This window comes from Pseudoleptotrichia sp., from assembly GCF_057270515.1.
This window is the reverse complement of record NZ_DBHIXS010000003.1, coordinates 99,988-126,216: the sequence shown is the minus strand read 5'-3', so window position 1 is coordinate 126,216 and position 26,229 is coordinate 99,988. Positions and strand designations below refer to the sequence as shown.

The 26,229-nt window shown below is 33.0% G+C and carries 20 protein-coding genes and 1 riboswitch; all 20 genes read left to right on the top strand.

Annotated elements, in window-relative coordinates; all coding sequences use genetic code 11:
• Positions 1 to 138 precede the first annotated feature (138 nt).
• The 20 genes from mutS to metK all read left to right on the top strand — a co-directional run bounded on the left by mutS (position 139) and on the right by metK (position 26,208).
• Positions 139 to 2,772 (top strand): DNA mismatch repair protein MutS, encoded by a 2,634-nt coding sequence (gene mutS / locus ACO5J6_RS03665; RefSeq protein ID WP_485642137.1) that lies wholly within the window; start codon positions 139 to 141, stop codon positions 2,770 to 2,772.
• Positions 2,772 to 4,949, top strand: a complete 2,178-nt coding sequence (locus ACO5J6_RS03660) for an LptA/OstA family protein (RefSeq protein ID WP_485642136.1) — start codon at positions 2,772 to 2,774, stop codon at positions 4,947 to 4,949. Before mutS ends, ACO5J6_RS03660 begins: the two co-directional genes overlap by 1 nt.
• A 28-nt stretch (positions 4,950 to 4,977) precedes the next feature.
• Entirely contained in the window at positions 4,978 to 5,712 is a 735-nt protein-coding gene (lptB, locus tag ACO5J6_RS03655) for an LPS export ABC transporter ATP-binding protein (protein ID WP_485642135.1), read from the top strand.
• A 184-nt stretch (positions 5,713 to 5,896) separates the two neighbouring features.
• Positions 5,897 to 8,512: an alanine--tRNA ligase gene (gene alaS, locus ACO5J6_RS03650; protein WP_485642134.1), complete on the top strand. Its 2,616-nt coding sequence runs from the start codon at positions 5,897 to 5,899 to the stop codon at positions 8,510 to 8,512.
• An 84-nt stretch (positions 8,513 to 8,596) separates the two neighbouring features.
• Positions 8,597 to 9,013 carry a Holliday junction resolvase RuvX gene (ruvX, locus tag ACO5J6_RS03645; RefSeq protein ID WP_485642133.1) on the top strand — a complete coding sequence of 139 codons (417 nt, stop codon included), beginning with the start codon at positions 8,597 to 8,599 and terminating at the stop codon, positions 9,011 to 9,013.
• Between the two features lie 171 nt (positions 9,014 to 9,184).
• A complete protein-coding gene (secD, locus tag ACO5J6_RS03640; RefSeq protein ID WP_485642132.1) occupies positions 9,185 to 10,387 on the top strand; it encodes a protein translocase subunit SecD in 1,203 nt (400 codons plus the stop codon).
• Positions 10,387 to 11,343: a protein translocase subunit SecF gene (gene secF / locus ACO5J6_RS03635; RefSeq protein WP_485642131.1), complete on the top strand. Its 957-nt coding sequence runs from the start codon at positions 10,387 to 10,389 to the stop codon at positions 11,341 to 11,343. Before secD ends, secF begins: the two co-directional genes overlap by 1 nt.
• Positions 11,344 to 11,393: 50 nt before the next feature.
• The gene (gene alr / locus ACO5J6_RS03630; protein ID WP_485642130.1) at positions 11,394 to 12,485 is read left to right on the top strand and encodes an alanine racemase; all 1,092 of its coding nucleotides are present in this window, start codon (positions 11,394 to 11,396) and stop codon (positions 12,483 to 12,485) included.
• An 18-nt stretch (positions 12,486 to 12,503) separates the two neighbouring features.
• Positions 12,504 to 13,100 (top strand): CvpA family protein, encoded by a 597-nt coding sequence (locus tag ACO5J6_RS03625; RefSeq protein WP_485642129.1) that lies wholly within the window; start codon positions 12,504 to 12,506, stop codon positions 13,098 to 13,100.
• The gene (locus ACO5J6_RS03620; RefSeq protein ID WP_485642128.1) at positions 13,084 to 14,181 is read left to right on the top strand and encodes an LptF/LptG family permease; all 1,098 of its coding nucleotides are present in this window, start codon (positions 13,084 to 13,086) and stop codon (positions 14,179 to 14,181) included. The genes ACO5J6_RS03625 and ACO5J6_RS03620 overlap by 17 nt, the downstream gene beginning before the upstream one ends.
• Before the next feature lie 4 nt (positions 14,182 to 14,185).
• Positions 14,186 to 15,262 (top strand): LptF/LptG family permease, encoded by a 1,077-nt coding sequence (locus tag ACO5J6_RS03615; RefSeq protein WP_485642127.1) that lies wholly within the window; start codon positions 14,186 to 14,188, stop codon positions 15,260 to 15,262.
• 116 nt (positions 15,263 to 15,378) lie between these two features.
• The gene (locus ACO5J6_RS03610) at positions 15,379 to 16,620 is read left to right on the top strand and encodes a M16 family metallopeptidase (RefSeq protein WP_485642126.1); all 1,242 of its coding nucleotides are present in this window, start codon (positions 15,379 to 15,381) and stop codon (positions 16,618 to 16,620) included.
• 2 nt (positions 16,621 to 16,622) lie between these two features.
• Positions 16,623 to 17,729 carry a rod shape-determining protein RodA gene (gene rodA, locus ACO5J6_RS03605; RefSeq protein ID WP_485642125.1) on the top strand — a complete coding sequence of 369 codons (1,107 nt, stop codon included), beginning with the start codon at positions 16,623 to 16,625 and terminating at the stop codon, positions 17,727 to 17,729.
• Between the two features lie 22 nt (positions 17,730 to 17,751).
• Positions 17,752 to 18,849 (top strand): RluA family pseudouridine synthase, encoded by a 1,098-nt coding sequence (locus ACO5J6_RS03600; protein WP_485642124.1) that lies wholly within the window; start codon positions 17,752 to 17,754, stop codon positions 18,847 to 18,849.
• A gap of 639 nt (positions 18,850 to 19,488) precedes the next feature.
• Positions 19,489 to 20,340 (top strand): acetyl-CoA carboxylase, carboxyltransferase subunit beta, encoded by an 852-nt coding sequence (accD, locus tag ACO5J6_RS03595; RefSeq protein ID WP_485642123.1) that lies wholly within the window; start codon positions 19,489 to 19,491, stop codon positions 20,338 to 20,340.
• Positions 20,341 to 20,373: 33 nt separating this feature from the next.
• Positions 20,374 to 21,345, top strand: coding sequence for an acetyl-CoA carboxylase carboxyltransferase subunit alpha (locus ACO5J6_RS03590; protein ID WP_485642122.1), 972 nt, complete (start codon positions 20,374 to 20,376; stop codon positions 21,343 to 21,345).
• Between the two features lie 153 nt (positions 21,346 to 21,498).
• On the top strand, positions 21,499 to 22,461 hold the full coding sequence (gene pfkA / locus ACO5J6_RS03585; RefSeq protein WP_485642121.1) for a 6-phosphofructokinase: 963 nt from the start codon (positions 21,499 to 21,501) through the stop codon (positions 22,459 to 22,461).
• Positions 22,462 to 22,502: 41 nt separating this feature from the next.
• Positions 22,503 to 23,927: a pyruvate kinase PykF gene (gene pykF / locus ACO5J6_RS03580; protein WP_485642120.1), complete on the top strand. Its 1,425-nt coding sequence runs from the start codon at positions 22,503 to 22,505 to the stop codon at positions 23,925 to 23,927.
• 121 nt (positions 23,928 to 24,048) lie between these two features.
• Complete coding sequence (gene recR / locus ACO5J6_RS03575) at positions 24,049 to 24,636, top strand: recombination mediator RecR (protein WP_485642119.1); 588 nt, start codon at positions 24,049 to 24,051, stop codon at positions 24,634 to 24,636.
• Between the two features lie 231 nt (positions 24,637 to 24,867).
• A riboswitch (SAM riboswitch) is annotated at positions 24,868 to 24,974 on the top strand.
• 82 nt (positions 24,975 to 25,056) lie between these two features.
• Positions 25,057 to 26,208 (top strand): methionine adenosyltransferase, encoded by a 1,152-nt coding sequence (metK, locus tag ACO5J6_RS03570; RefSeq protein ID WP_485642118.1) that lies wholly within the window; start codon positions 25,057 to 25,059, stop codon positions 26,206 to 26,208.
• The last annotated feature ends 21 nt before the right edge of the window (positions 26,209 to 26,229 follow it).

The following is a 26,229-nucleotide window of genomic DNA, read 5'->3' as shown; positions in this document are numbered from 1 at the left end:
ATTATTATTTTTCTGCATTATTTTTTATTGGAAAATTTTTTTGCTGTAAAATTTAAAATTCAGCTATACAGTGGAAATAATAGACAATTTATGCTATACTTATATGATAAAAACAAGTTAGAAATAGAGGTATAAATAATGGCACAGACCCCATTAATGAAACAGTATAAAGATATAAAATCCGAACATCAGGATTCCATACTTTTTTTTAGACTGGGCGATTTTTATGAAGTATTTTATGAAGATGCAATCAAAACTTCAAAAGAACTCGGTATTACACTGACGTCGAGAAACAGGGAAAAAGATGAGGATGTTCCTATGGCGGGAGTTCCATATCATTCGGTAAATTCCTATATAGCAAAATTAATTTCCAAAGGATATAAAGTTGCAATCTGTGATCAGGTTGAAGACCCGAAGCTTGCAAAAGGAATAGTGAAAAGGGAAGTAACAAAAATTATTACTCCCGGAACGATTATCGATGTGGATTCCCTTGATTCCAAAAGTAATAACTACCTTTTGAGTATAAGGGTAGATGAAGATAAAATAGGGATAGCATATATAGACATTACCACGGGGGAATTTAAAGTTACGGAAATTGAAGAAAGTCCTGAATGTATCAGACTTTTTAATGAGCTGAATAAAATAGAGCCGAAAGAAATACTCGTAACAAATTCTTTTTATGAAACTATAAAAGAAAAACTTGATGATTTTGTGCAAAAAAATAATGCAACGGTAAGTATTGTGAGTAAGGTGCGTGATTCGGAAAAACTGCTGGCGGACTATTTTAATATAGTTTCCCTTGAGAGTTACGGAATAAAAGATAAAAAAGCAGTAATAGAGGCTGCTGCCATTGCTTTGGACTATGCCATGTCAATGCAGATAGAAAATGACCTTACAGTTGAAAAGATAGAATATTTAAATGTTTCCAACTATGCGGAGATAAATGCCATAACGGCAAAAAATCTGGAACTTGTTAAAAATCAGAGGGAGAAAACTTTTTACGGTTCTCTTTTATGGGTTCTTGATAAATGCAAATCTTCAATGGGAACAAGACTTTTAAAAAGATATATTAATAATCCGTTGCTCGATATTGATGAGATTATCAAAAGACAGAATGATGTCCAATTTTTTATTGATAATATTCTTATGCGTGAAGATTTGAAGGAAAAGCTTGAGAATGTCTATGACCTTGAAAGGCTTATGGGAAAAATAATATTCGGAAATGAAAACGGGAAAGATTTAATCGCTTTGAAAAATACGGTAAAAGCTTCAATAGAAATAATGAATATATTGAGAAATACTCATTTTTCGGATGAAATAAACACTGATGTGCTGACGGATATTTACAATTTGCTTGAAGAGAGTATAGATGAGAATGCACCATTTACAGTCAGAGAGGGAGGCATAATCAAGAAAGGATACAATGCTGAACTTGATGAGATACACAGTATAATGAATTCCGGAAAAGATTTTCTTTTAGAAATTGAAAAAAAGGAAAGAGAAGCTACCGGGATAAAAACTATGAAAATCAAATATAACAAAGTTTTCGGTTATTTCATAGAAATTACGAAATCAAATCTTCATATGGTTCCTGATACATATATTAGAAAACAGACTTTGAGCAATGCAGAAAGGTTTATTACTCCCGAACTGAAAAAATATGAAGATACTATTATAAATTCTAAGGCAAAAATAGAAGATTTAGAGTATTATTTATTCAAAGAAGTGAGCGGGAAAATAAAAGAACATAAGGCAGATTTTACAAAACTTGCAGAAAAACTGGCTTATCTTGATGTGATTGTATCATTTTCAACGGTAGCAATAGAAAATGACTATATAAGACCTGAAATTACAGATGATTTTTCCATTGATATAAAGGACGGCAGACATCCTGTCGTGGAAAAGCTCATAGGCAGATCCGATTTTGTATCAAATGATACACTGCTGACTGAAAAAGAAAGATTTACGGTACTTACAGGACCTAATATGTCGGGTAAATCCACTTATATGAAGCAGGTCGCACTAATATCAATAATGGCACAGATAGGTTCATATGTTCCTGCGTCGGGAGCCAGACTGTCGATTGTGGATAAATATCTTACAAGAATAGGGGCTTCTGACGATATTCTTACAGGTCAGAGTACATTTATGGTTGAAATGAGCGAAGTATCAAATATTATAAATAATGCTACAGAAAAAAGCCTTATTATTCTAGATGAAGTCGGAAGAGGAACGTCAACGTTTGACGGTGTTTCGATAGCTACTGCCATTTCAGAATATATACATGAAAAAATAAGAGCAAAAACAATATTTGCAACCCATTATCACGAGCTTACGGACTTGGAAAACAGATATGAAAATATTGTAAATTACCGTATAGAAGTCGAAGAAAAGTCAGGAAAAGTAATGTTTTTGAGAAACATTGTCAAAGGGGGAGCCGATAAATCTTACGGTATAGAAGTAGCAAGGCTTGCGGGAATTCCTAAAGAGATACTTCTCGAAAGCAAAAAGATACTTCACAAACTTGAGCAGAGAAAAGAACAAATGGAAAAAGCGATTGACGTTCAGCAGCTTTCTCTTTTCGGTCAGATTTCTGAAATAGAAGAAGATTATGAAAAATCAAATTCTAATTTTTATATAGAAGATAAACGGGACGAGATTGCAGATGAAATCATATACAGTATTGAAAATAAAGATATAAACAATATCACACCTATGGAAGCATTAAAATTTTTATCTGAAATAAAAGCAAAATTAGAGGAGAAAAAATAATGTGGAAGAAAATAGCCTACGGGGGCTTGCTGATTATCTTATTATATTTCTTATATGCAGTATTTTTTAAAAAAATAGATAATACTCCTGTCGAAAAAATGAAACAGGAAATGAAAGCAAAAAACGTTGTATATAAATTAAAAGATGATGCTGTCATATATGCAGATGAGCAGATTGGAGGGGCTCAGAGTGGCGGAATTATAAGATTTAAAGGAGTTATAATAGATTTACTTAAAAAAAATATGCTTATATCCGCAAAAGACGCCGAAGTAAATACAGCGACGTCGGATATTACTTTGAAAAATAATGTAGTAGGAAGAACAAAGGACAATAAATGGAATATATTCACAGAGAATGTGGACTATAAAAAAGAGGGAGACCTTATTATTTCCAATACGAGAACAAAAGTTGTAAATAATGAAGATAAAACCGAACTGGAAGCGGATAAGGTGCAAACTACCGTGAGTTTTCAGGAAATAACAGGTACAGGAAATGTAATATATAAAAAAGAAACGAGAGAACTAAAGTCTGACAAAGTTGTATATAACGACATAGATAAAAGGGCTGAAGCCGAAGGAAATGTAAAATATAAAGATGAAAAAAGTGATATTGCTGCAAATAAAGGCGTTTATTTTATTGAGAAAAAACAGGTGGATGCTACGGGAAATGTGGATTATAAAAACAAAGATTTGAACGTAAAGGCAAATCATGTATTTTATGATGAACTGAAACAGATAGCCAATGCTGACGGAAACGGTAAATTTACTTATTTTCCGAGAAATTCTACAGGAACATTTCAGAGCGGGGTATATGACCTTGCAAATGAAGTTTTGACTACAACTCAGCATTATACTATGAATTATGATGACTATAAAATGAACGGAAACGGACTTGTTTACCAGTTTAAAACGGGAGATACGACATTTACGGCTAATTTCGCGGTAACAAAACAGAACTTTACAGTCAGAGGCTCAAACGGAACAATGAATACGATAGCGAAAGATATATTTGCCAATAATATGGTGATGACGAGTGTTCAGGGAGATATAATAAACTCAAAGACAGGACAGGGAAGTTTTGAAAAAAAAGAATTTAGATTTGACGGAAATATTAACGGGAAAATAAGAGGGAATGTAAAGGATTTTGTGAATAATCCGACAAAGCTTGTAGATTCGGAAGCCGTTCATTTTAAGGGGAATACGGCAAAAGTATACTTTATTTCTCACAGTAACAATGATATGAGTATTACAAGAAGTGAAATCAAGGAAAACGTTCATATGGTGTACAAACAGCTGAACCTCTACTCTCAATATAATGAAATAGATACTTCAAAAAATCTTGTGCTGGCAAGAGATCAGGTAATACTTGATTTTAGAAACGAAACACAGATGACGTCAAATTTTCTATATCTTGATTTGAACAGTGAAATAGGGAATGCCCAAAATAACGTAAAAATAGTAAGTAAATTACCGCAACTTGTAAATCTGAATACAAGTGCGGATAAAGCAACGGTAAATATGAAAGATAAAATGGTAACTCTGCTCGGAAATGTAGTTTCTTATCAGGGAAAAACAAAAATATCTTCCAAAAAAGCTGTATATGACATCAATAAAAAAATACTTGAAAATGACGGAAGTATTAAAATGGAATATCATGTTCAGAACAGTGCAGTCGCCACAAATAAGACGAATGCCGCAGATGTTGCAGCAGTGGAAGAAATAACAAAGAAACTGTCAGTATCCCAGAATGACGTAAACACTAAAGGGAAAATAGACCTTTTGAGAGCGATGACCGCTTCTAACGGAACTAATGTAAATATTAAATGGATTTCGTCAAATTCGAATTTTCTGCCTGTTACGGGAAAGGTTAATAAGGAGTTTTTAGGCGGAAATGGGAGAAGTGTAACTTTGAAAGCTGTATTAAGGGCAGGTTCCGAAGAAAGGGAAAAAGTCTTTAATATAAATATTCCTGTGGAAACAGTGAATGAAATGCTTGAAAGAGCAGCAAAAAATATTTATGTGTCTGAAACAGGGGCGAATTTGCCGAATACGGTCAAAGTCAATATAGCTAAAGGTACTATTGATGTGCCGGTAACATGGTCAAAGGCAGGTTCTGACGGAAAAGGGCTTACAGCAATACTGAAATATCAAAATACTGAATATAAAAAACAATTTTAGATATGAAAATGTGGAAATGGGAGATATAATGGGTAGAAAAATCAGCATAGAAGCGAATAATTTAAAAAAAATATATAAAAATAGGGAAGTAGTAAAAAATGTCAGTCTAAGTATGGAAAAAGGTGAAGTAGTAGGACTTTTGGGACCTAACGGTGCGGGAAAGACGACCACTTTTTATATGATAACGGGAATTATAAAACCTAATAACGGCAGAGTTTCATATAATGGCGAAGATATTACAAATTTTCCTATGTACAAAAGGGCAAGACTTGGACTCGGCTATCTTCCGCAGGAAGCTTCCGTTTTTAGAAATCTGACTGTCGAAGAAAATATCGTTTCAGTGCTTGAAATGAGAGGAATTCCTAAAAAAGAAAGAATAGCTAAAATGAACAGCCTGATAGAAGAGTTCAAACTGTCTCATGTGGCAAAAAGTTTAGGATATGCCCTTTCTGGAGGAGAAAGACGGCGTGTGGAGATAGCAAGGACGATTTCTACAAATCCTGATTTTATACTTCTTGACGAACCTTTTGCAGGAGTTGACCCTATTGCAGTGGAAGATATACAAAATATCATTATACAATTGCAGAAAAAAGGGCTTGGGATACTCATAACCGACCACAATGTAAGGGAAACGTTGAGAATTACTGAAAGAGCTTATATTATGGCGGAAGGAACGATACTTATATCAGGAACAGGCGAAGAAATAGCCAATAATGAAACAGCAAGGAAAGTCTATTTGGGAGATAACTTTAAATTGGATTAGAGAAAATATCTTGAAGAAAAAAGGGAAATGGGCTATAATTTAAAATACTTGTAAAATCTAAGATGCTTGTAAAAATAGAAGAAAAAATAATAGAGTAAAAATAAAAGAAAGGAGACGGGATTATTTTATATTGAATAAAGTATCTTTATAATTTAATCAATAAAATAATAATCTCGAAAAGTAAATGACAGGGAATGAGCTAAGAAAAAGTTTTGTTGATTTTTTTAAATCAAAAGAACATAAGCATTTTGAAAGTGCTTCGTTAATACCCGACGATAAGAGTTTATTGCTCACGGTAGCAGGAATGGTACCTTTTAAACCATTTTTTTTAGGTGAAAAGGAAGCCCCTTTTAAAAGAATAACTACATATCAGAAATGTATAAGAACAAACGATTTGGAAAATGTCGGAAAGACACCGAGACATCATACTTTTTTTGAAATGTTGGGAAATTTCTCTTTTGGAGATTATTTTAAGAGGGAAGCTATCGAGTGGTCATGGGAATATATAACAAAAGTTCTGAAACTTGATAAAGAAAGATTATGGGTCTCGGTTTTTGAAACTGACGATGAGGCTTACAAAATATGGAATGAGGAAATAGGTATTCCTAAAGAAAGACTTGTAAGACTGGGAGAAGATGACAACTGGTGGGCAGCAGGACCTATAGGTTCGTGCGGACCATGCAGCGAGATTTATTATGATACGAAAAATATGGGAAAAAATAATGAAGAAATAAACTCCAAGCCTGGAGATGAGGGAGACAGGTTTTTAGAAATATGGAATTTGGTTTTTACCGAATGGAATAGACTTGAAGACGGTACATTAGTTCCTTTGCCTGAAAAAAATATAGATACGGGAGCAGGGATTGAAAGAATAGCTTCAGTTATTCAAAATAAAAGCAGTAATTTTGAAACAGATTTATTTATGCCTATCATAAAAGGGATTGAAAAAATTCTGGATATAAAAAAAGAAGAACACGATGAAGCTGTAAAAATAATAGCTGACCACATAAGAGCTTCAGTATTTCTAATAGGGGACGGAGTATTGCCGTCCAATGAGGGAAGAGGATATATACTGAGAAAAATAATAAGAAGAGCTTTCGGAGTGGGGAGTGTAGCTAAAGGAAAAGTATTTGAAAAAGAGGACATATTTCTTTACAGACTGGTAGATTATGTTGTGGAAACCATGAAAGAGGGCTATCCTGATTTGGTCGGGAAAAAAGAATATATAGAAAAAGTAATAAAAATAGAGGAAGAAAGATTTTCAACAACATTGAAAAATGGTACTGAAATGCTTTCAGAAGAAATAGAAAAGCTAAAAAAGGAAAACAGGAAAAAGCTGTCTTCGGAAATTTCTTTCAAATTATATGATACATTCGGATTTCCTTTTGAACTGACAAAACTGATACTAAATAACGAGGGGATAGAAGTATCGGAAGAAGATTTTGAAAAAAGACTGGAAGAACAGGTTGCAAGGTCTCAACGAAGCAGAATTACTATTTCTGATATGATTAAGGACGACTTTATAGATGAATTTTTTGAAAAACATGGAAAAACAGAATTTACAGGATATGAAAAATTTGAAGATGAAGGAAAAGTGCTTTATGTGGCTAAAAGCGAGGGAATGAGCGGATATGAAATGATATTTGACAGAACTCCGTTTTATGCTGAGTCAGGAGGACAGGTCGCAGATACAGGAAAAATAACTGCCGGAGAATTTGAAGGTAGAGTCGTGGACGTTGTCAAAAAGAGAGATGTCTTTATTCATCAGATAGAAGTCATAAAAGGGATTGTACCTGTGGAAAATACATCTGTAAATCTTATGATTGATGTGGAAAGAAGAAAAGACATTCAGAGAAATCATACTGCCACTCACATTCTTCATAAAGTGTTGAGAGAAAAACTGGGAACTCATGTAGAACAATCAGGTTCCCTCGTAGATAATGAAAAACTGAGATTTGATTTTTCTCACTATGAGCCTATATCTAAGGAAATGATTGAAGAAATAGAAGCCGAAGTAAATAACGTAATACTTTCAAATATAAAAACAAAAATAGATTATGAAAATATTCAGGACGCAAAAAATAGAGGAGCTATGGCATTATTTTCGGATAAATATGGAGATATAGTAAGGGTAGTCGAAATTCCGGGCTTTTCAATAGAACTTTGCGGAGGAGCCCACGTTCAGTCTACGGGAGAAATTGGACTCTTTAATATAGAGTCTGAAACAGGGATATCTTCGGGAGTAAGAAGAATTACGGCAACTACAGGACATAAAAGTTTGAGCTATGTAAACAGACTGGAAGAAAAAATAGGCAAAATAGCGGAAATGCTTAAGACAGATGACAAGAGTGTCATAGATATCATAGAAAAATATATCGTGGAAGCAAAAACTGCCATCAAGGCTTATGAACAATTACAGACAAAATTGGTGAAATACGAAATTAATGAATTACTTGAAAAAGTCGAAACGGTAAATGGTATAAAAATATTAAAGGCTTCATTTGAAAATAAAAACATTGATGAATTGAAAGAGATAGTGGACAGAGGAAAAGAAAAGCTCCAGAGCGGTATAATTATTCTCGGTTCTGACAATGGAAAAGCGGTATTTGTAGCAGGAGTTACAAAAGATCTGATTTCAAAAATAAAAGCCGGAGATATTGTAAAAGTTGCAGCACAGGCAGCCGACGGAAATGGCGGCGGTCGACCTGACTTTGCACAGGCAGGAGGTAAGAACGGGCAGGCTGTAAAAGAAGCGGTTGAAAAAAGTAAGGAATATATTGTTTCACAGCTTTCACAATAAGAAAAAGCTAATTAATAAAAAATTTAATTGAAATTGGAAAAGATTAATTAGCAAAAAGATTGATAAAAATTAATGAGGAATAATATGAAAAAATTTATAGGACTTGATGTGGGTGATGTAAGGATAGGAGTTGCAAAGTCCGACCCTTTGGGTATTTTGGCGACTGCCCTTGAAGTGATAGACAGAAATCTTGTAAATCCTGTTGAAAGAATAAAAGAGATATTAGACGATGAGGGAACTAAAAAAATAGTCGTAGGGCTTCCTAAAAGCCTTGACGGAACAAAAAAACGTCAAGTTGAAAAAGTGGAGGAATTTGTCGAAGAGATGAAAAAAAATATTCCGAATATTGAAGTATTTATGGTAGATGAAAGATATACAACTACCGAAGCCGAACATTATCTCAAAAATTATTCAAAGAAAAATGGGAAAGAAAGACGGAAAGTTGTAGATATGGTAGCCGCATCAATAATACTTCAGAAATATTTGGATACAGTAAAATAATATAAAAAATAAAACAAAAAACAAATATGAAAAGATTTGGAAACAGGATTTCAGATATATAAAGATTTTAGATATATCAAAGTAACAATAAAATTAAAATAAATAATTAAAACAAACAACTAAAACAAAGCAAAGAAAATTAACAAATTTATATTTGTGGAAAGGCGAGTAATGAAGAATAGAACAATACATTATATTTTATTATTAGCTATAATTATCATTCCGGGAGCGATATTATACACTAATAAAATAAAATTAGGACTTGATTTAAGAGGTGGAACTTACGTAGTATTACAGGCTCAGGGAAAAGTTGAGACTGATACTATGGACAAAGTAAGGGATATAGTGGAAAGAAGAATAGACAGTCTGGGAGTTTCGGAACCTGTAATTCAGATAAACGGAACTGACAGGCTGATAGTGGAACTGGCAGGAATAAAAGACCCTCAGAAAGCCATAGATTTGATAGGTACTACTGCTAAACTGGAATTTAAAATAAAAAATGAGGACGGAACGTATGGACCGACTTTGCTCGAAGGTTCTGCCATAAAAAATGCTAATCTCGTGCAGGGACAGTTTGGACAGCCTGAAGTGGCTTTTGAATTAGATAATAGCGGTGCTGAAACGTTTGCAAAAATAACAAGGGAAAATATCGGCAGACAGCTGGCAATAATGCTTGACGGAAAAGAACAGTCTGCACCAAAAATAAATTCGGAAATACCCGGAGGAAAGGGAGTTATAACTACGACCGATGTCGAAGACGCAAAAGCATTGACAAATCTGTTGAAATCAGGAGCATTGCCTGTAAACATAAAAATACTTGAGACAAGAACAGTAGGAGCTACATTAGGAAATGAGTCCATACAGCAGACAAAACTTGCAGGTATAATAGCTATGATTGCAATTTCCTTATTTATGTTCGGAGTTTATAAAATACCCGGACTGATAGCCGATATAGTATTGGCTATATACGGATTTTTGGTATTGGCTTCTTTCAGTATGATAGGAGCTACATTGACATTGCCGGGAATAGCAGGATTTATACTGACTTTAGGAATGGCAGTCGATGCAAATGTCATTACTTTTGAAAGGATAAAAGAAGAGCTTAGAAAAGGTTATTCCCTTGAGGATTCCGTGGAACATGGATTTAAAAATGGACTGCCTGCCATATTGGACGGAAATATAACTACATTACTTGTGGCCTCCGTATTATTCTTTTTCGGTACAGGACCTGTAAAGGGGTTTGCAGTTACTCTTACACTGGGAGTGCTTATTACTATAGTTACTGCACTGTTTATAACAAAAGTATTATTTAAGCTTGTAATATCTTTATTTAAAGTAAAAAAAGAACAGCTGTTCTGGAAAGGAGTAAAATAATGAATTTAAGAGTTATACAGTTAAAAAAATATTATTTAGGTTTTTCGGCAATAATGGTTTTAATTTCAATTATTTTCTTCTTTACAATAAAACTGAATTTAGGAGTTGATTTTAAAGGAGGAGATTTGTTACAGCTCCAGTACGCTCAAACTATAAATAAAGACGCATTAAACAGTACATTGGACAGTCTTGTGAACGAAGTGCCGCAGTTGAAAAATCGAAGACTTCAGTATTCCGAAGATAATACAATAGTCCTTAGAACGGAACAGTTGACGGACGCTCAGAAAAATACTGTTTTGAGTAAATTGACAGAAAAAACGGGAAAATATGAGCTTGTGAAATATGATACTGTAGGACCTACAATAGGGAAAGAACTGACTTCCAATGCTCTTACTGCATTACTTATAGGAAGTTTACTCATAATCGTCTATATAACTATAAGATTTGAGTTTGTCTATGCGATTGCAGGGGTAGCGGCAGTATTGCATGATGTAATAATAGCCATGGGACTTATTGCGTTTCTGAAATATGAGATAAATACACCGTTTATAGCCGCAATACTGACTATACTCGGGTATTCAATGAATGATACAATCGTTGTATTTGACAGGATCAGGGAAAATGACGCTAAAGACGGTAAAGTGAAAAGCTTTGCAGAAATCATAGAAGAAAGTGTAAATCAGGTCTATATGCGGTCATTATTTACGTCATTGACTACATTACTGTCAATAACAGTGCTGCTCTTATTTGGAGGAGATTCATTGAAAACATTTAATACTGCATTGTTTATAGGAATGATATTCGGAACTTATTCTTCAATATTCGTAGCAAGTCCGTTAGTTTATCTGATGAGAAAATACAGAAAGAAAAGAAAAAATACGGACAATCACGATAAAAACAGAAAAAGACAGAGAACAGTTAATGGATATGACGAAGATGAAAAAGTGTTAGTATAAATCTAATCGGAATAAATTTAATATGAATTTAAACAGAAGGTGAAAAGGAAATGCGTTGCTGGGCAGAAATAAATATAAAAAATCTGTATGAAAATATTAAAGAAATTGAAAAAATAGCTTCCAAAGAACATATAATGGCAGTTATAAAAGCGGACGCCTATGGACATGGAATGAATAAAATATGTGAAATGCTTATTAAAAAAGGAATTAGGAATTTTGCAGTGGCGACAGCTGAAGAAGCGCTCAAAATAAGAGAAATGAACGATAATGTAAATATCCTTATTTTAGGGCCTATTGAAAATCAATATGCAAAATCTGTTTCGGAAAAAAATATTTATTTTATGGTTACAGATTTTCAGGAAATTGATTATCTGGAAAAGAGCGGATTTGATACGGATGTATTTATTAAATTGGACACGGGAATGGGAAGAGTAGGATTTCAGCCTAATGATACGGATAAGCTGACTGATGTTCTCAAAAACTGTAAATATGTGAAGCCAATAGGCGTTTTTTCCCATTTTTCATCTTCTGATTCTGATGAAGATTATACAAATTTACAGATAGAAAAATTTGAAAAAATTACGGAAAAACTTGTGAAAGAATTGCCGTCTGTAAAGTATAGACATCTTCTTAACAGCTTCGGCAGTTTAAAGTTTCAGAAAAGTAAATATGACTTCATAAGAGTGGGGATAATATTGTACGGAGGAGTTACTCCCGAGGAAACGAATCCTTACCGTTTTAAACCCGTAATGTCGCTGTATGCAAAGATAAGCTATATAAAGACACTTTATGAGGACAGTTATATAAGTTACGGCAATACTTATTTAGCTAAAAAGGGAGATACACTGGCTACCGTGTCGATAGGCTATGCTGACGGTGTAAGAAGGGATTTGTCGAACAGAGGTTATGTATATTATAAAGGACATAAATGCAGCATAATAGGGCGGATATGTATGGACCAGCTTATAATTCTTCTTCCTAAAGAAATCGCAAAAGAAGCTGAAAAAGGGGATGTAGTCGAATTTTTCGGAGAAAATATAAGTGTAGTCGAAGTCGCAGATGTCTGCAATACAATATCTTATGAAATTTTATGTGGAATAAGTCAGAGGGTTCCCAGAATATATATCAATGAAAATGAATAAAATATACGGGAGAAAAAAATGATATTGGATATAGGATTTGTAATATTACTGGTTTTTTCTTTTATATTAGGAAGAAAAAGAGGGTTTACGCTTGAGTTTTTTGCTACTTTCAGGTACCTTCTCATTCTTTATTTTATGAAATATACTTATGGAGCTGTAAAAGTTTTATTCAAGCTCGTGGAAAAAGACTCAAGGGACCAGTTGAAAATATATGTTATAGCATTTGCAATATTATATATTTCATTTACAATTTTACTGAGATTAAGCAGCAGTTTCCTGAAAAGTATAAAACTGATAAAAATGGATGACTTTGTGGGAGGAATTCTTGGATTAATAAAAACGACATTTATAATTTTTATAATATACATAATAATACTTATAGGCTCTACTCACAGCAGGAGATTGAAAGATATAAGAAATGAGAGTATGGCTGTAAAGGGAATAACGGAATATCTCTGCGTTTATTCCGAAGTATTTCCTGATTTTATAAAAAATGACGTGAATAAATATAGGAAAAAAAGAAGAGAAGAAAAATTGGAAAAAAGTATATTAAATGAGCTTAAGGAAAATAATAATCTGGATGAAGGAATAAAAAATAATGAAAATAATAGATAAATATATTTATAACTCTTTAATATTACCGTCAGTATTCGGTATAAGTATATTTACATTTATCCTGATGCTGAATGTACTTATGGAAGTAATGGAAAAACTGTTTTCAAGCGATTTGCCTTTTCTGTCAGTAGTTGACTATTTCTTTTACGTGATACCCGGGATATTGGTACAAACTATACCAATGGGAGCTTTTTTAGGGGTAATGCTTGTCTACGGCGGACTTTCCGAGACAAATGAAATAATAGCTATGGAAGGTTCGGGAATAAGTCTTTTCAGAATTATAAAACCCGCTTTTATATTCGGAGTGATATTGACTTTTATAGGTTTGGGTCTTGAAATATATGTAAATCCGAGAGCTTTGGAAAATATAAATAAACAGACAAAAGTTCTTTTGACTATGAGACCGAGTTCACTGACTGAAGAAAAGATATTTCTGACTAACCCTGAAAAAGGATTTGGCTTTTATATAGATGAAGTGGATAATAAAAAAGCCACTGCAAATCAGTTTTTGTTATTGAATAAACAGGGGAGTAATCCTTATCCTGTAATATTTCTCGCCAAAAACGCCACATTTGACCCAGGGGTAATAGTTTTAAACGATGTAAAAGGATATTCCTTTGATAAGGAAGGAAACAGTCAGGTAGCAGCGGAATATAAAGAACAGCGTGTTCCCGTTTCTACGTTTGTTACTTCTGATGAAGGAGAAAAGCAGAAAAAACGTAGCGAGATGAATTTAAAGGAATTAAAAGAATTTTACAAAAATAATATAAATAATCCCGAAATGAGAGAGCCGGCACTAAAAGCTATTATCGAGTCGTATCAGAGAGTTATAGGACCTTTGGCGAGTGTGTTTCTATGCTGGTTAGGAGTTTTGCTTTCTGTGGGGAACAGAAGAAGCGGAAAAGGTATAAGTTTCGGAATAAGTCTTATAGTAATTTTTGGATACATTGCCATAGTCAATTATGCGAAAATTATGATACTAAAAAATAATGTTCCTGTAACTGTTGCCATGTGGATACCTAACTTTATCTTATTTTTACTGTGTGTTTATTTCTCAATAAAAAAATATAGGAGACATTAATTTAATGAATAAATTGGATAAATATATAATTCTGAATTATATAAAAAGTTTTTTTCTGGGAATGATGATGTTTTTCCTGATATTTATACTGGCTGAAAGCATAAATCTGACAGGCTGGATAATGGACGGTAAATTTACTTTGGGAGAAGCTTTCAAATATTTATCTTACGGAGTACCCGAAATAATAACGAATACCGCACCATTGGGAATATTGCTCGGTAGTCTTTTAGCTATAAGTAAAATGGCGAAACAGCTCGAAATAACCGCAATGAAAACAAGCGGAATAAGTTTTTTGAGAATTGCTAAATTTCCCTTGATTTTTTCATTTATTATAAGTATATCGGTTTTATTTATAAATATAGACATATTGGGAAAATCAAACAGTAAGAAAAGTAATATGAAACTCGTAAAGCTGGAGCAGGGAGAACCTGTAAAAGCTGAAAAGAATTTTGTACTTGTAAAAATTGATAAAAACAAAGTGCTTTATAGCGGCTATGTAAATAAAAAAGACGGTATTATGAGAGAAATCGAAATAATAGAAATGACAGACGGATTTAAAAATATAAAGACAGTTTATACAGCGACGGGTGCCGTTATGCAAAAAGGGACGGACAATTGGACTTTTGAAAATCTAAAGGAGCATAATATAGCAACAAATGTTTCCAATAATATAGACTCAGCCAATTTTAAATTTAAAGTTCCCATAGATGATATTCTAGCTGACCCTGTAAAAGCAAAAAATCTCACAATGCCTGAATTAAGAGAAAAAATAGTTTATTTTTCAAGGGTAGGTGCGGATTCTATAGATTTACTCATAGATTTTTATTACAGAATATCTTTTTCGCTCGCTTCATTTGTAATGTGTTTTATAGGACTGTCATTGGGGAGCCGTTATGTAAGAGGAGGAGCAGCTGTAAATATAGGGCTGTCGGTAATAATAGGATATTCATATTACGGATTCAGCACAATATTGAAATCTATCGCTTCGGCAGGAACAATGCCTGTATATATAGCGTGTTTTTTGCCTTTGCTGATTTATTTGGGAGTTGGAATAAAACTGTTTATTGATGCGGAATATTAGGTGTTAGACTTTTGATTGTCGGTAACTGCGATAAAAATTGAATTTGGGGATTTGAACAATAAGGAATAATCATAATAAATGATAATAACTAAGATAAAAGTTGAATGGAGGAATAAATGACACAGGAAATAATCACAGATCAGGGAATAAAAGTAATATTTGATAAACTTGACAATATTTCTACCTGTTCTGTAGGAGTATTTGTAAAAACGGGGTCAAGAGATGAAAGCGATGAGGAAGAGGGTATTTCTCATGTGCTGGAACATATGATTTTTAAAGGTACTTCCAAAAGAAATTATTTTCAGATTTCCGAAGAAGTGGATTATTTGGGAGCGAGCATAAATGCCCATACAACCAAAGAAGAAACAGTGTTTTATATAAATGCTCTTACAGAATTTTTAGGAAAATCTGTCGATATTTTATTTGATATTGTAACAAATTCGTTAATTCCTGATGATGAGCTGAAAAAAGAAAAAGATGTGATAATTGAAGAAATAAAAATGTACAAAGACAGTCCCGATGATTTAGTATTTGAGCTGAATTATGCAGATTGTATTGAGGGACAGTACGGGAAAGCAATCATAGGAACTGAAAGTAGTGTAAGAAGTTTTACTTCGGAAATGATAAAAAAATATTATAATGAAAGATATACAAAAGATAATATTGTCATTGTTGTTTCAGGTAATTTTCAAAAAGATGAAATAATTGAAAAAATTGATGAATATTTCTCAAAATTGAATGATAAAAAAGTGGACAGAAGAAAAAATATAGGATTTAAGTTTAAAAGCGGCGAAAATAATTATGAAAAAGATATAAATCAGGTAAATATATGTATTTCTTATGAGGGACAGCCTTATGACAGTAGTGATAAAATATATACCGATATCCTTGCTAACGTCATGGGCGGCTCGATGAGTTCTAGACTTTTTCAGGAAATAAGGGAGAAAAAAGGGCTTGCCTATTCGGTTTATACTTATAACCAGTATTATAAAGAGGGCGGAGTTGTAACGACTTATATAGGAACAAATAAAGAAAGTTACAAGGAAGCCGTCGATATTACTCTAAATGAATTTGAAAAAATGAGAAAAGAGGGAATTACGGAAACTGAATTACAGAAAGCTAAAAACAAATATTTAAGTAAAATTGCCTTTTCCATGGAAAACCCAAGGTCGAGAATGAGTATTATCGGGAATTATTTTACGAGAAAAGGTGAAATAATAAATATTGATAAATTGAAAAAAGAAGTTCAGGATATAAAGCTGAAAAAAATAAATGAATTTTTGAAAAATCAGTATTCAGATAAAAATATTACAATTTTAGGAAATTTAAATTCGGGAAATCTAAAGGGAGATAAATAATTATGTTTCGAAATCAGAGATTGACAGAAATAATAAAAGGCAATATTATAAAAATGGATAAGATGATATTATTGGTCGTGTACTCTCTTGTAACAATCAGTACAATTTTTGTATACAGTGCCACAAGGTCAAATAAATTTGTAATACAAAATCTTATATGGATAAGTATCGGTACACTTCTTTGGTTTGGAATATCACTTTTTGATTATAAAGATTTGAAAAAATATATAAAGCATATTTATGTATTGAGTGCGGTACTTCTGCTTTTGGTAAGATTTGCGGGGAAAAAGACGTTAGGAGCTCAAAGATGGATAAAATTGGGACCTTTTCAGTTACAGCCGTCAGAATTTGTAAAAATAGGAATAATAGTTATAATTGCTTTTTGGATAGTTTACAGATACAGTAAAGGGATAAATAACCTGAAAGATATAATAGGTTCCTTTTTACCTGCTCTTCCATTAATATTGCTGATCCTGCTCCAGCCGGATTTGGGAACGACACTTATAACAGTATGTTCATTTGTATTTATGATATTTCTCTATGGGGCGGATATGAAGCCGATATGGATAATAGGAATAATAGTTCTTCTGTCCATATATCCCATTTACAGATTTGTCCTGAGTGATTATCAGAGAACGAGAGTCGAGACTTTCTTAGACCCTGAAAAGGACAGCAGAGGAAGCGGTTGGCATGTTACCCAGTCTAAAATTTCTGTAGGAGCGGGAGGACTATATGGAAAAGGAGTTTTACAGGGAAGTCAGAGCAGACTTGAATTTCTGCCTGAACCGCAGACCGATTTCATATTTTCGGTAGTTTCGGAAGAAACGGGATTTATAGGTTCAACACTGGTTATACTGCTCTATTTTCTGCTTATACTGAACATAATGAGGATAAGCAAGCTGACACAGGACAGATTTGCGAGGCTGATATTATATGGCATATCGGGAATATTTTTTATGCATGTCATAGTAAATATAGGTATGACAATAGGTCTTGTTCCTGTAACGGGGAAACCTCTTTTATTTTTAAGTTATGGAGGAAGTTCGTTTTTATCTTCTTTTATTATGATAGGATTAGTCGAAAGTATTAAAATAAATATTGAAGATTAGATTTTTAAGTTACGGAGAAAAAATGGAAATTTTTGAATATACTGTGAGCAGTGAAACCGAAGGAATGAGATTGGACAGATATTTAAGGAAAATTTGTAAAAATGAGCCTCTTAGTAAAATATTTCAGGCATTGCGTAAAGGCGATATAAAAATAAATGGTAAAAAGTCAAAAGAAAATTACAGACTTTGTTCAAATGACATTATAACCGTCAAAAATTTAAACGTTGAAAAAACTGAAAAAGAAATTAGAAAAACTAAAAAAACATTTTTGTTTGATAAAAATAAATATAAAAAAATAATAATTTTTGAAAATGATGACTTTTTCATTATAAATAAGCCCGGAAATATACCTATGCATAAAGGAACCGGTCATAAATTCGGTCTTTCAGAGATTTTTAAAGAAATATACGGAAATAATAATATAAATTTTGCAAATAGATTGGATTATGAAACATCAGGTCTTGTTATAGGCTGTAAAACAATGAAATTTTTAAGATATATTTCGGAAAAAATAAGAAACAATGAAGTCCAAAAAAAATATATAGCAATAATAGAAGGAGTACCTGAAAAAGAAGAATTCACAATAGAAAGTTTTCTCAAAGTTACTGAAAACGGTGTAATTCAGACAGAAAACAAAAATGATAGGGAAGCTAAAAAAAGTATTACAAAATTTAAAAAAATAGAGAGTATCTCTTTGGAAATAAAAGAAACCAATTCTTTAAAAGACGATGCTTTAAAAAATGAAAAACCAAAAAGTACAGGTGCAGAAAATATTGGTTTAAAAAATACTAATTCGGAAAATGTCAATAAAAATCTCAATACAATAAACATTGACAGCCAAAAATCGGATATATTCAGTAATCTGAAAAAAGATAAAAATTTTTTATCAGATTTAGATATAAATTTACGGAAAAATGGAATTTCCTTATTGGACATTGAACTGATAACAGGAAGAAAACATCAGATCAGAGTACAGCTCTCGAATATAGGGCATTCTATAATAGGGGATAGAAAGTACGGTAAAAGCAGGAAAGAAAGTAAGCTTTATTTATGCTGCTATTCTTTATCCTTTGATAAATATAATTTCAAGTTGGAAAATAAAAATGATTATTTTAAATAGTATATATTTAATAATATATAATAATATGTTTCCACTCAGGAAAACAGTCAGGGGATAATATTCCGTATATATTTAATAATATAGAATAATATGTTTTTGATTATTAGATTTATTTAAAAATTTATTTGTTTTTGTTTTTATAATTAGAGTATATTTAGAGTAAATTTGATATTCCAAAGCTAAAACTAAGTTTCATAAGGTAAAATTTAAAGATAACACAAGTTATTTATTAATTCAGATTAATGTTAATAATATAAGTGTCTGTAATTTATCAGACCAGTAAAATAATGATAATAGAATAATAGTAATATGGTAATAAAATAATAGTAATCAGATAATATTAGAATTCGTAGTTGATGAAACTGAATAATAGTAATATAATAGTAAAACAATAGTAATCTTAAAATTAACTTGTAAGGCGTTTTAAAACAATGAGATAAAATAACGATAATAAAATCAACGAGAAATAAACGAGAAATAATGAATAAATAAATAATAGATACAAAAAACAATATAATAAAAATACTAAGAAATTCACATAAAATCAATGCAGGATATAAAAATGTAAGATATAAAAATATGAAAATGTAGCATATAAATAAATATATAGATACAGTAATTTTCAGAAAGGTGAGAAAAATGGGATTGTTTTCAAGTAAAAAATCAAAAAATAAATATGCAACTGTTACTTCAAAGTCAAAATTGACAGTAGATGTTGTAGATGATAATAAGTGGAAAAAATGTAACAGATGTAATGAAATAATTTATAATGAGGATTTAAAAAATAATCTGAATATCTGTCCTAAATGCGGAAATTATTTCAGACTGACGGCTTTTGAAAGAATAGAACTTCTTATAGATGAGGGAACATTTGTAGAAGAAGATATAACTTTAAATTCAAAAGATTTCCTGAAATTTCCTAATTATGAAGAAAAACTTGAAAGCTCAAGAGAAAAAAGCCGAATGCTCGACGGAATAATAAGCGGTATAGGAAAAATAAACGGAATAGAAGTGAGCATGGCTGCAATGGAGTTTAATTTTATGGGCGGAAGTATGGGTTCCGTTGTCGGAGAAAAAGTTACAAGAGCATTGGAAAGAGGGGTAGAAAGAAAAATACCCGTTGTCATCGTTTCCAGCTCGGGAGGTGCCAGAATGCAGGAAGGTATAGTTTCTCTTATGCAAATGGCTAAAACGTCGGGTGCCGTTAAAAGGCTGAATGAAGCGGGAATGCCTTTTATTTCGGTGCCTGTGGATCCTACAACGGGAGGAGTAACGGCTTCTTTTGCAATGCTGGGAGATATTATAGTAACCGAACCTAATGCCCTCATAGCTTTTGCAGGACCGAGAGTTATAGAACAGACAGTAAATCAGAAACTGCCTAAAGGATTTCAAAGGGCAGAATTTTTACTTGAACACGGTATGGTAGATGTCATAAGTGAAAGAAAAGATTTGAAAATGACAATTTATCGTATACTTGAAAAACTTATATAATATTTTTATGTATTTTACAATTTTGGAGGAAAAATGAGTGTCAAAGAAGAAATAAAAGAACTGGAAGATAAAATAGAAGAATTAAAACGCTTTTCCGAAGAGCAGAAAATTGATTTTTCCAAACAGATAAAAGAGCTGGAAAAAAATCTTGAAGAAAAATATTTGGAATTTTCAGAAAAAGAAATGGATTCGTGGGCGAGAATCCAAATTTCAAGAAATCCTAAAAGACCTTATACTCTGGACTATATAAAAGAACTGACTCAGGATTTTGTGGAGCTGCATGGGGACAGACTTTCCAAAGATGACCATGCAATAATCGGAGGTTTAGCATCAGTAGACGGATATAATATAATGATAATAGGACATCAGAAAGGGCGGGATTTGGAATCCAATATGTTTAGAAACTTTGGAATGGCAAGTCCTGAAGGATACAGAAAAGCATTGAGATTGATGAGAATGGCTGAAAGATTTGAACTTCCTATACTTACTATGATAGATACTTCGGGAGCATATCCCGGAATTGAAGCTGAAGAAAAAGGGCAGGGAGAAGCTATCGCGAAAAATCTGTCGGAAATGTTCAGTCTTAGAGTACCTATAGTTTCTGTAGTTATAGGAGAAGGAGGAAGTGGAGGAGCATTGGGGATAGGTGTCGCAGATTCAGTTCTAATGCTTGAAAATAGTGTGTATTCGGTTATATCTCCCGAAGGCTGTGCTTCCATACTCTTTAACGATGCGACGAAAGCTGCGGAAGCGGCAAAAAGCTTGAAAATGGATGCTATAAATCTAAAAGGTCTGAAAGTGATAGATGAAATAATAGAAGAACCTCTGGGAGGAGCTCACAGAGATTTCAGAAAAACTGCCCAAAATTTGAAAGCGGCTGTTCTGAAAGAATTTAAGAAAATAGACAAACTTACAATAGAAGAGTTGCTTGAGAGAAGATATCAAAAATTTAGAAATATGGGGGAATATTTTGAATTTGAAGAAAATGAGCAAAATGAGGAATAGTTAAAAAATAAAATATTAATAAAAAACTCTTAAATTTTTTAAAAAATCAAGAGTTTTTTTTGTTGTAAAAAATATTCATTGAAAAAAATGGAAAAAAATGATACTATTTAAGCGTTAATAATTTGTAATGAAAAGGAGATAAGGAGATAAAATATGAAAAAAATCGCAGTTTTAACAAGTGGAGGAGACTCCCAAGGGATGAATACTGCTGTCAGAGCCGTGGCTAAATCGGCTATGACTAAAGGGATTGACGTTTTCGGAATAAAGAGAGGCTACAAGGGGCTGTATGAAGATCAGATATTCCAGATGTCTCCATTGAATGTAAGCGGAATCGCAGATCAGGGAGGAACTATACTTCTTTCTGCAAGACTTCCTGAATTTAAAGACCCTGCTATCAGGGCAAAGGCAGCAGAAAATTTGAAAAGAAGAGGAATAGAAGGACTGGTCGTAATTGGTGGAGACGGGTCTTTTCACGGGGCACATTATTTGTATGAAGAACACGGAATAAAGACAATAGGAATACCGGGAACGATAGATAATGATGTTGCGGGAACTGACTATACAATAGGATATGATACGGCTCTAAATATTATACTTGATGCCATATCAAAAATAAAAGATACGGCAATTTCCCATGAAAGAACTTATCTTATAGAAGTTATGGGAAGAAATTGCGGAGACCTCGCTTTATATTCTGCGATAGCAGGAGGTGCCAGCGGTGTTCTCATTCCTGAAGTAGAGTCGTCTATCGATGATTTGGCGGAAGTTATTAAGTTCAGAAGAGAAGAAGGAAAACTGTACGATATAATAATCGTAGCCGAAGGTGTAGGAAACGTAGTGGAAATAGAAAAAGAGCTTTCCAAAAAGGTAAATACAAATATAAGAGTAACAATATTGGGGCATGTTCAGAGAGGTGGAGCACCTACAGCATTTGACAGGATACTTGCTACAAGACTGGGTGTTAAAGCAGTGGAATTGCTCGTTGAAGGAAAAGGCGGACTTATGGTAGGACTTCAAAGTGAAAAAGTAACTACTCACCCTTTAGCTTATGCTTGGGAAAATTATACAAAAAGTTCTTTTGCAGATTATGCAATAGCTAATATGCTTTCATTATAATATATTTTAAATTATAAGAGATTTTTAAAGGAGGATAAAAAATGAAAATAAAAATGACAAAAGTCGTGTGTACAATAGGACCAAAAACTGAAAGTGTGGAAATGCTTACAAAATTAGTTGAAAGTGGAATGAATGTAATGAGATTGAATTTCTCACACGGAGATTTTGAGGAACATGGAACAAGAATTAAAAGAATTAGAGAAGTAATGGAAAAGACAGGTAAAAATATAGGAATATTGCTTGATACTAAAGGACCTGAAATCAGAACAGGTAAATTGGAAGGCGGAAAAGACATATTACTTGAAGCAGGAAATAAAATAACAATTACAACAGATTATTCTTATGTAGGAAATAAAGATAAAATATCTGTTTCCTATCCGGGCATAGTAAATGATTTAAAATCGGGAAATGTTGTTCTGCTGGATGACGGGCTTGTAGGTCTTGAAGTTGATTCAATAAAAGGAAATGAAATAGTATGTACTATAAGAAATACAGGAGAATTGGGAGAAACTAAAGGAGTGAACCTGCCCGGAGTTTCTGTAGGATTGCCTGCATTAGCTGAAAAAGATATAGCTGACTTGAAATTTGGTTGTGAACAGGGAGTGGACTTTGTTGCGGCTTCATTTATAAGAAAAGCTTCCGACGTTGCCGAAGTTAGAAAAGTGCTGGATGAAAACGGAGGAGCAAATATAAAAATAATTCCTAAAATAGAAAATCAGGAAGGTGTGGATAACTTTGATGAAATCCTTGAATTAAGTGACGGAATAATGGTTGCCAGAGGGGATTTGGGAGTGGAAATCCCTGCCGAAGAAGTGCCGTTTGTTCAAAAAATGATGATTAGAAAATGTAATGCAGCAGGAAAACCTGTAATTACGGCTACTCAAATGTTGGATTCTATGATAAGAAATCCAAGACCTACAAGAGCTGAAGCAGGAGACGTGGCAAATGCCATACTTGACGGAACTGATGCAGTTATGTTGTCAGGAGAATCTGCAAAAGGTAAGTATCCTGTAGAAGCTGTACAAATGATGGCAAGTATTTCCAAAAGAACGGATGAATTTAAAAAATTCAAAAATCCTATAGTACCTAAAACAGGAACTGTTACTGTAACCGAAGCAATTTCTATAGGAGCAGTGGAATCTACTCAAATATTGGATGCAAAACTCATAATCTGTTGGACGAAATCAGGAAGAGCTGCGAGAATGCTTAGAAAATATGGACCTACTGTACCTATAATAGCTTTGACTGATAGTGAACAGACAGCAAGACAGCTTTCATTAGTAAGAGGTGTCAGAGCATATGTTGAGAAAAATCTTGATAAAACTGATGATTTCTTTGAAAGAGCAAAAGAAGTGGCTGCAAAACACGAAGAAGTACAAAGAGGGGAATTAGTAGTATTAGTTACAGGAATATCTGAAACAGGAACTACAAATACATTTAAAGTTGAAAGAATTGGAGAAAATTAAAAATAAAAAATATTGATAATTATCTCAAAAGTATGGATTTTATATTGTTTTAAGACAATAATTCCGCTTTTGAGATAATTATTATTAATTAAATTTTTTTTATTGAAAAATAAGGTGAAAAATGAAAAAATTGGATGATTTGATAAATGTCTTTGCAAAATTACCCGGAATAGGCAGAAAAAGTGCCGCAAGAATAGCTTTTGATATTCTTGAAAAGGATAATTCGGAAATAGAAAATATGCTTTATACAATAAAAGATTCTTACGAGAATATAAAACACTGCTCTATTTGCGGTAATTTGTCTGAAAATGATGTCTGTGAAATATGTTCAAATGAAAAAAGAAATAAAGATATAATATGTGTCGTTGAAGGAGTGAGAGATATAACCGCTTTTGAAAAATCGGCAATATATAACGGACTTTATCATGTACTGGGTGGGAAAATAGACCCTTTAAACGGTGTTACCATTGATGACTTGAATATAGACAGACTTTTAAAAAGACTTGACGGTACAGTTCAGGAGATAATATTAGCTTTAAATCCTGATTTGGAGGGGGAGACAACAAATCTGTATTTAACAAAAATATTAAAAGAAAAAGGAATCAAAGTTTCAAAAATAGCAAGCGGTATACCTATGGGAGGAAATATAGAATATACGGATATGGCGACATTAGGAAAATCCCTTGAAGGAAGAACTGAAATAGAATAGTTATTGGACAGCAGTTATATAATCTTGGGAATTTAAAAGATTAGAATTTTTAAAAAGCTGAAATAAAATACAGAATATAAAAAGAATGCAGAATATAAAAAATCGGACAACAACTTATTTTTGAGTTATCTTTTTAAGAAACAACGAAGATAAAAAGATTTCTTATATACGAATAAAAAATTTTGACATAATAAAGAAAATGTATTATAATAAACTTACAATTTAATATGCAACTTATCAAGAGAGGTATGAGAGACGCGGCTCGTTATTAGTACCCGGCAACCTATATGAAAATATAAGGTGCCAATTCCCGGCATATAATAATGCGAAGATAAGAATTATTATTCTCTTCTTGGCGAAGAGTTTTTTTTTAGAAAAAATTCTTGAAATAAATTGAAAAAATTTTAAGGAGGAAGCGAAATGCTTAAAAAAGTTTATTTTACATCAGAGTTTGTGTCTCCCGGACATCCGGACAAAATATGTGACCAAATATCCGATGCGGTGCTGGACGCATGCCTGAAAGACGATCCTAACGCAAGAGTAGCTTGCGAAACGTTTGCTACAACAGGACTGGTAATAGTAGGAGGAGAAATAACAACTACTACATATATTGACATACAGGATATCGTAAGAAATAAAATCAAAGAGATAGGATACAAGCCGGGAATGGGTTTTGATTCCGATTGCGGCGTTATGAATACAATTCATTCTCAATCTCCTGATATTTCAATGGGTGTGGATACCGGAGGAGCAGGAGACCAGGGAATAATGTTCGGAGGAGCGGTAAATGAAACGAAAGAACTTATGCCGCTGGCAATGACACTGGCAAGGGAAATTATAATACTCCTTACAAAACTTACGAGAGATAAAACTCTAAAATGGGCAAGACCCGATGCGAAAGCTCAAGTTACACTGGCTTACGATGAAACAGGGAAAAAAGTATTGAATGTAGATACAGTAGTTCTTTCCGTACAACATGATGAAAATGTAACAAGGGAACAGATTGAAAAAGAACTGAAAGAATTTGTTATAAAACCTGTTCTTGATAGATACGATATGGATTTTGGAAAAGTAGAAAAATTTCATATAAATCCGACAGGAAGATTTGTAATCGGGGGACCTCACGGAGATTCAGGATTGACAGGGAGAAAAATTATAATAGACACTTATGGCGGATATTTCAGACACGGAGGAGGAGCATTTTCGGGAAAAGACCCGTCAAAAGTCGACAGGTCGGCTGCTTATGCGGCGAGATGGATAGCTAAGAATATAGTAGGGGCAGGTATTGCGGAGAAATGTGAGGTACAGCTGTCTTATGCCATAGGAGTGGTAGAACCTGTGTCTATAAGAGTTGATACGTTTGGTACTTCAACAGTCAATGAAAATAAAATAGAAGAAATTGTGGGAAAAATATTTGACCTTACACCTAAAGGAATTCAGAAAGAATTAGGATTGAGAAATCCAAAGTTCAGATATCAGGATTTAGCCGCATTTGGTCATATCGGCAGAACCGATATTGATTTACCTTGGGAAAGACTGGATAAAGTCGAAGAAATAAAAAAATATTTGTAATAAAAAAGGATTGAATTGTAA

Coding starts and splice junctions, on each gene's coding strand:
- mutS (WP_485642137.1), top strand. CDS start 139: ATGGCACAGACCCCATTAATGAAACAGTATAAAGATATAAAATCCGAA.
- ACO5J6_RS03660 (WP_485642136.1), top strand. CDS start 2,772: ATGTGGAAGAAAATAGCCTACGGGGGCTTGCTGATTATCTTATTATAT.
- lptB (WP_485642135.1), top strand. CDS start 4,978: ATGGGTAGAAAAATCAGCATAGAAGCGAATAATTTAAAAAAAATATAT.
- alaS (WP_485642134.1), top strand. CDS start 5,897: ATGACAGGGAATGAGCTAAGAAAAAGTTTTGTTGATTTTTTTAAATCA.
- ruvX (WP_485642133.1), top strand. CDS start 8,597: ATGAAAAAATTTATAGGACTTGATGTGGGTGATGTAAGGATAGGAGTT.
- secD (WP_485642132.1), top strand. CDS start 9,185: ATGAAGAATAGAACAATACATTATATTTTATTATTAGCTATAATTATC.
- secF (WP_485642131.1), top strand. CDS start 10,387: ATGAATTTAAGAGTTATACAGTTAAAAAAATATTATTTAGGTTTTTCG.
- alr (WP_485642130.1), top strand. CDS start 11,394: ATGCGTTGCTGGGCAGAAATAAATATAAAAAATCTGTATGAAAATATT.
- ACO5J6_RS03625 (WP_485642129.1), top strand. CDS start 12,504: ATGATATTGGATATAGGATTTGTAATATTACTGGTTTTTTCTTTTATA.
- ACO5J6_RS03620 (WP_485642128.1), top strand. CDS start 13,084: ATGAAAATAATAGATAAATATATTTATAACTCTTTAATATTACCGTCA.
- ACO5J6_RS03615 (WP_485642127.1), top strand. CDS start 14,186: ATGAATAAATTGGATAAATATATAATTCTGAATTATATAAAAAGTTTT.
- ACO5J6_RS03610 (WP_485642126.1), top strand. CDS start 15,379: ATGACACAGGAAATAATCACAGATCAGGGAATAAAAGTAATATTTGAT.
- rodA (WP_485642125.1), top strand. CDS start 16,623: ATGTTTCGAAATCAGAGATTGACAGAAATAATAAAAGGCAATATTATA.
- ACO5J6_RS03600 (WP_485642124.1), top strand. CDS start 17,752: ATGGAAATTTTTGAATATACTGTGAGCAGTGAAACCGAAGGAATGAGA.
- accD (WP_485642123.1), top strand. CDS start 19,489: ATGGGATTGTTTTCAAGTAAAAAATCAAAAAATAAATATGCAACTGTT.
- ACO5J6_RS03590 (WP_485642122.1), top strand. CDS start 20,374: ATGAGTGTCAAAGAAGAAATAAAAGAACTGGAAGATAAAATAGAAGAA.
- pfkA (WP_485642121.1), top strand. CDS start 21,499: ATGAAAAAAATCGCAGTTTTAACAAGTGGAGGAGACTCCCAAGGGATG.
- pykF (WP_485642120.1), top strand. CDS start 22,503: ATGAAAATAAAAATGACAAAAGTCGTGTGTACAATAGGACCAAAAACT.
- recR (WP_485642119.1), top strand. CDS start 24,049: ATGAAAAAATTGGATGATTTGATAAATGTCTTTGCAAAATTACCCGGA.
- metK (WP_485642118.1), top strand. CDS start 25,057: ATGCTTAAAAAAGTTTATTTTACATCAGAGTTTGTGTCTCCCGGACAT.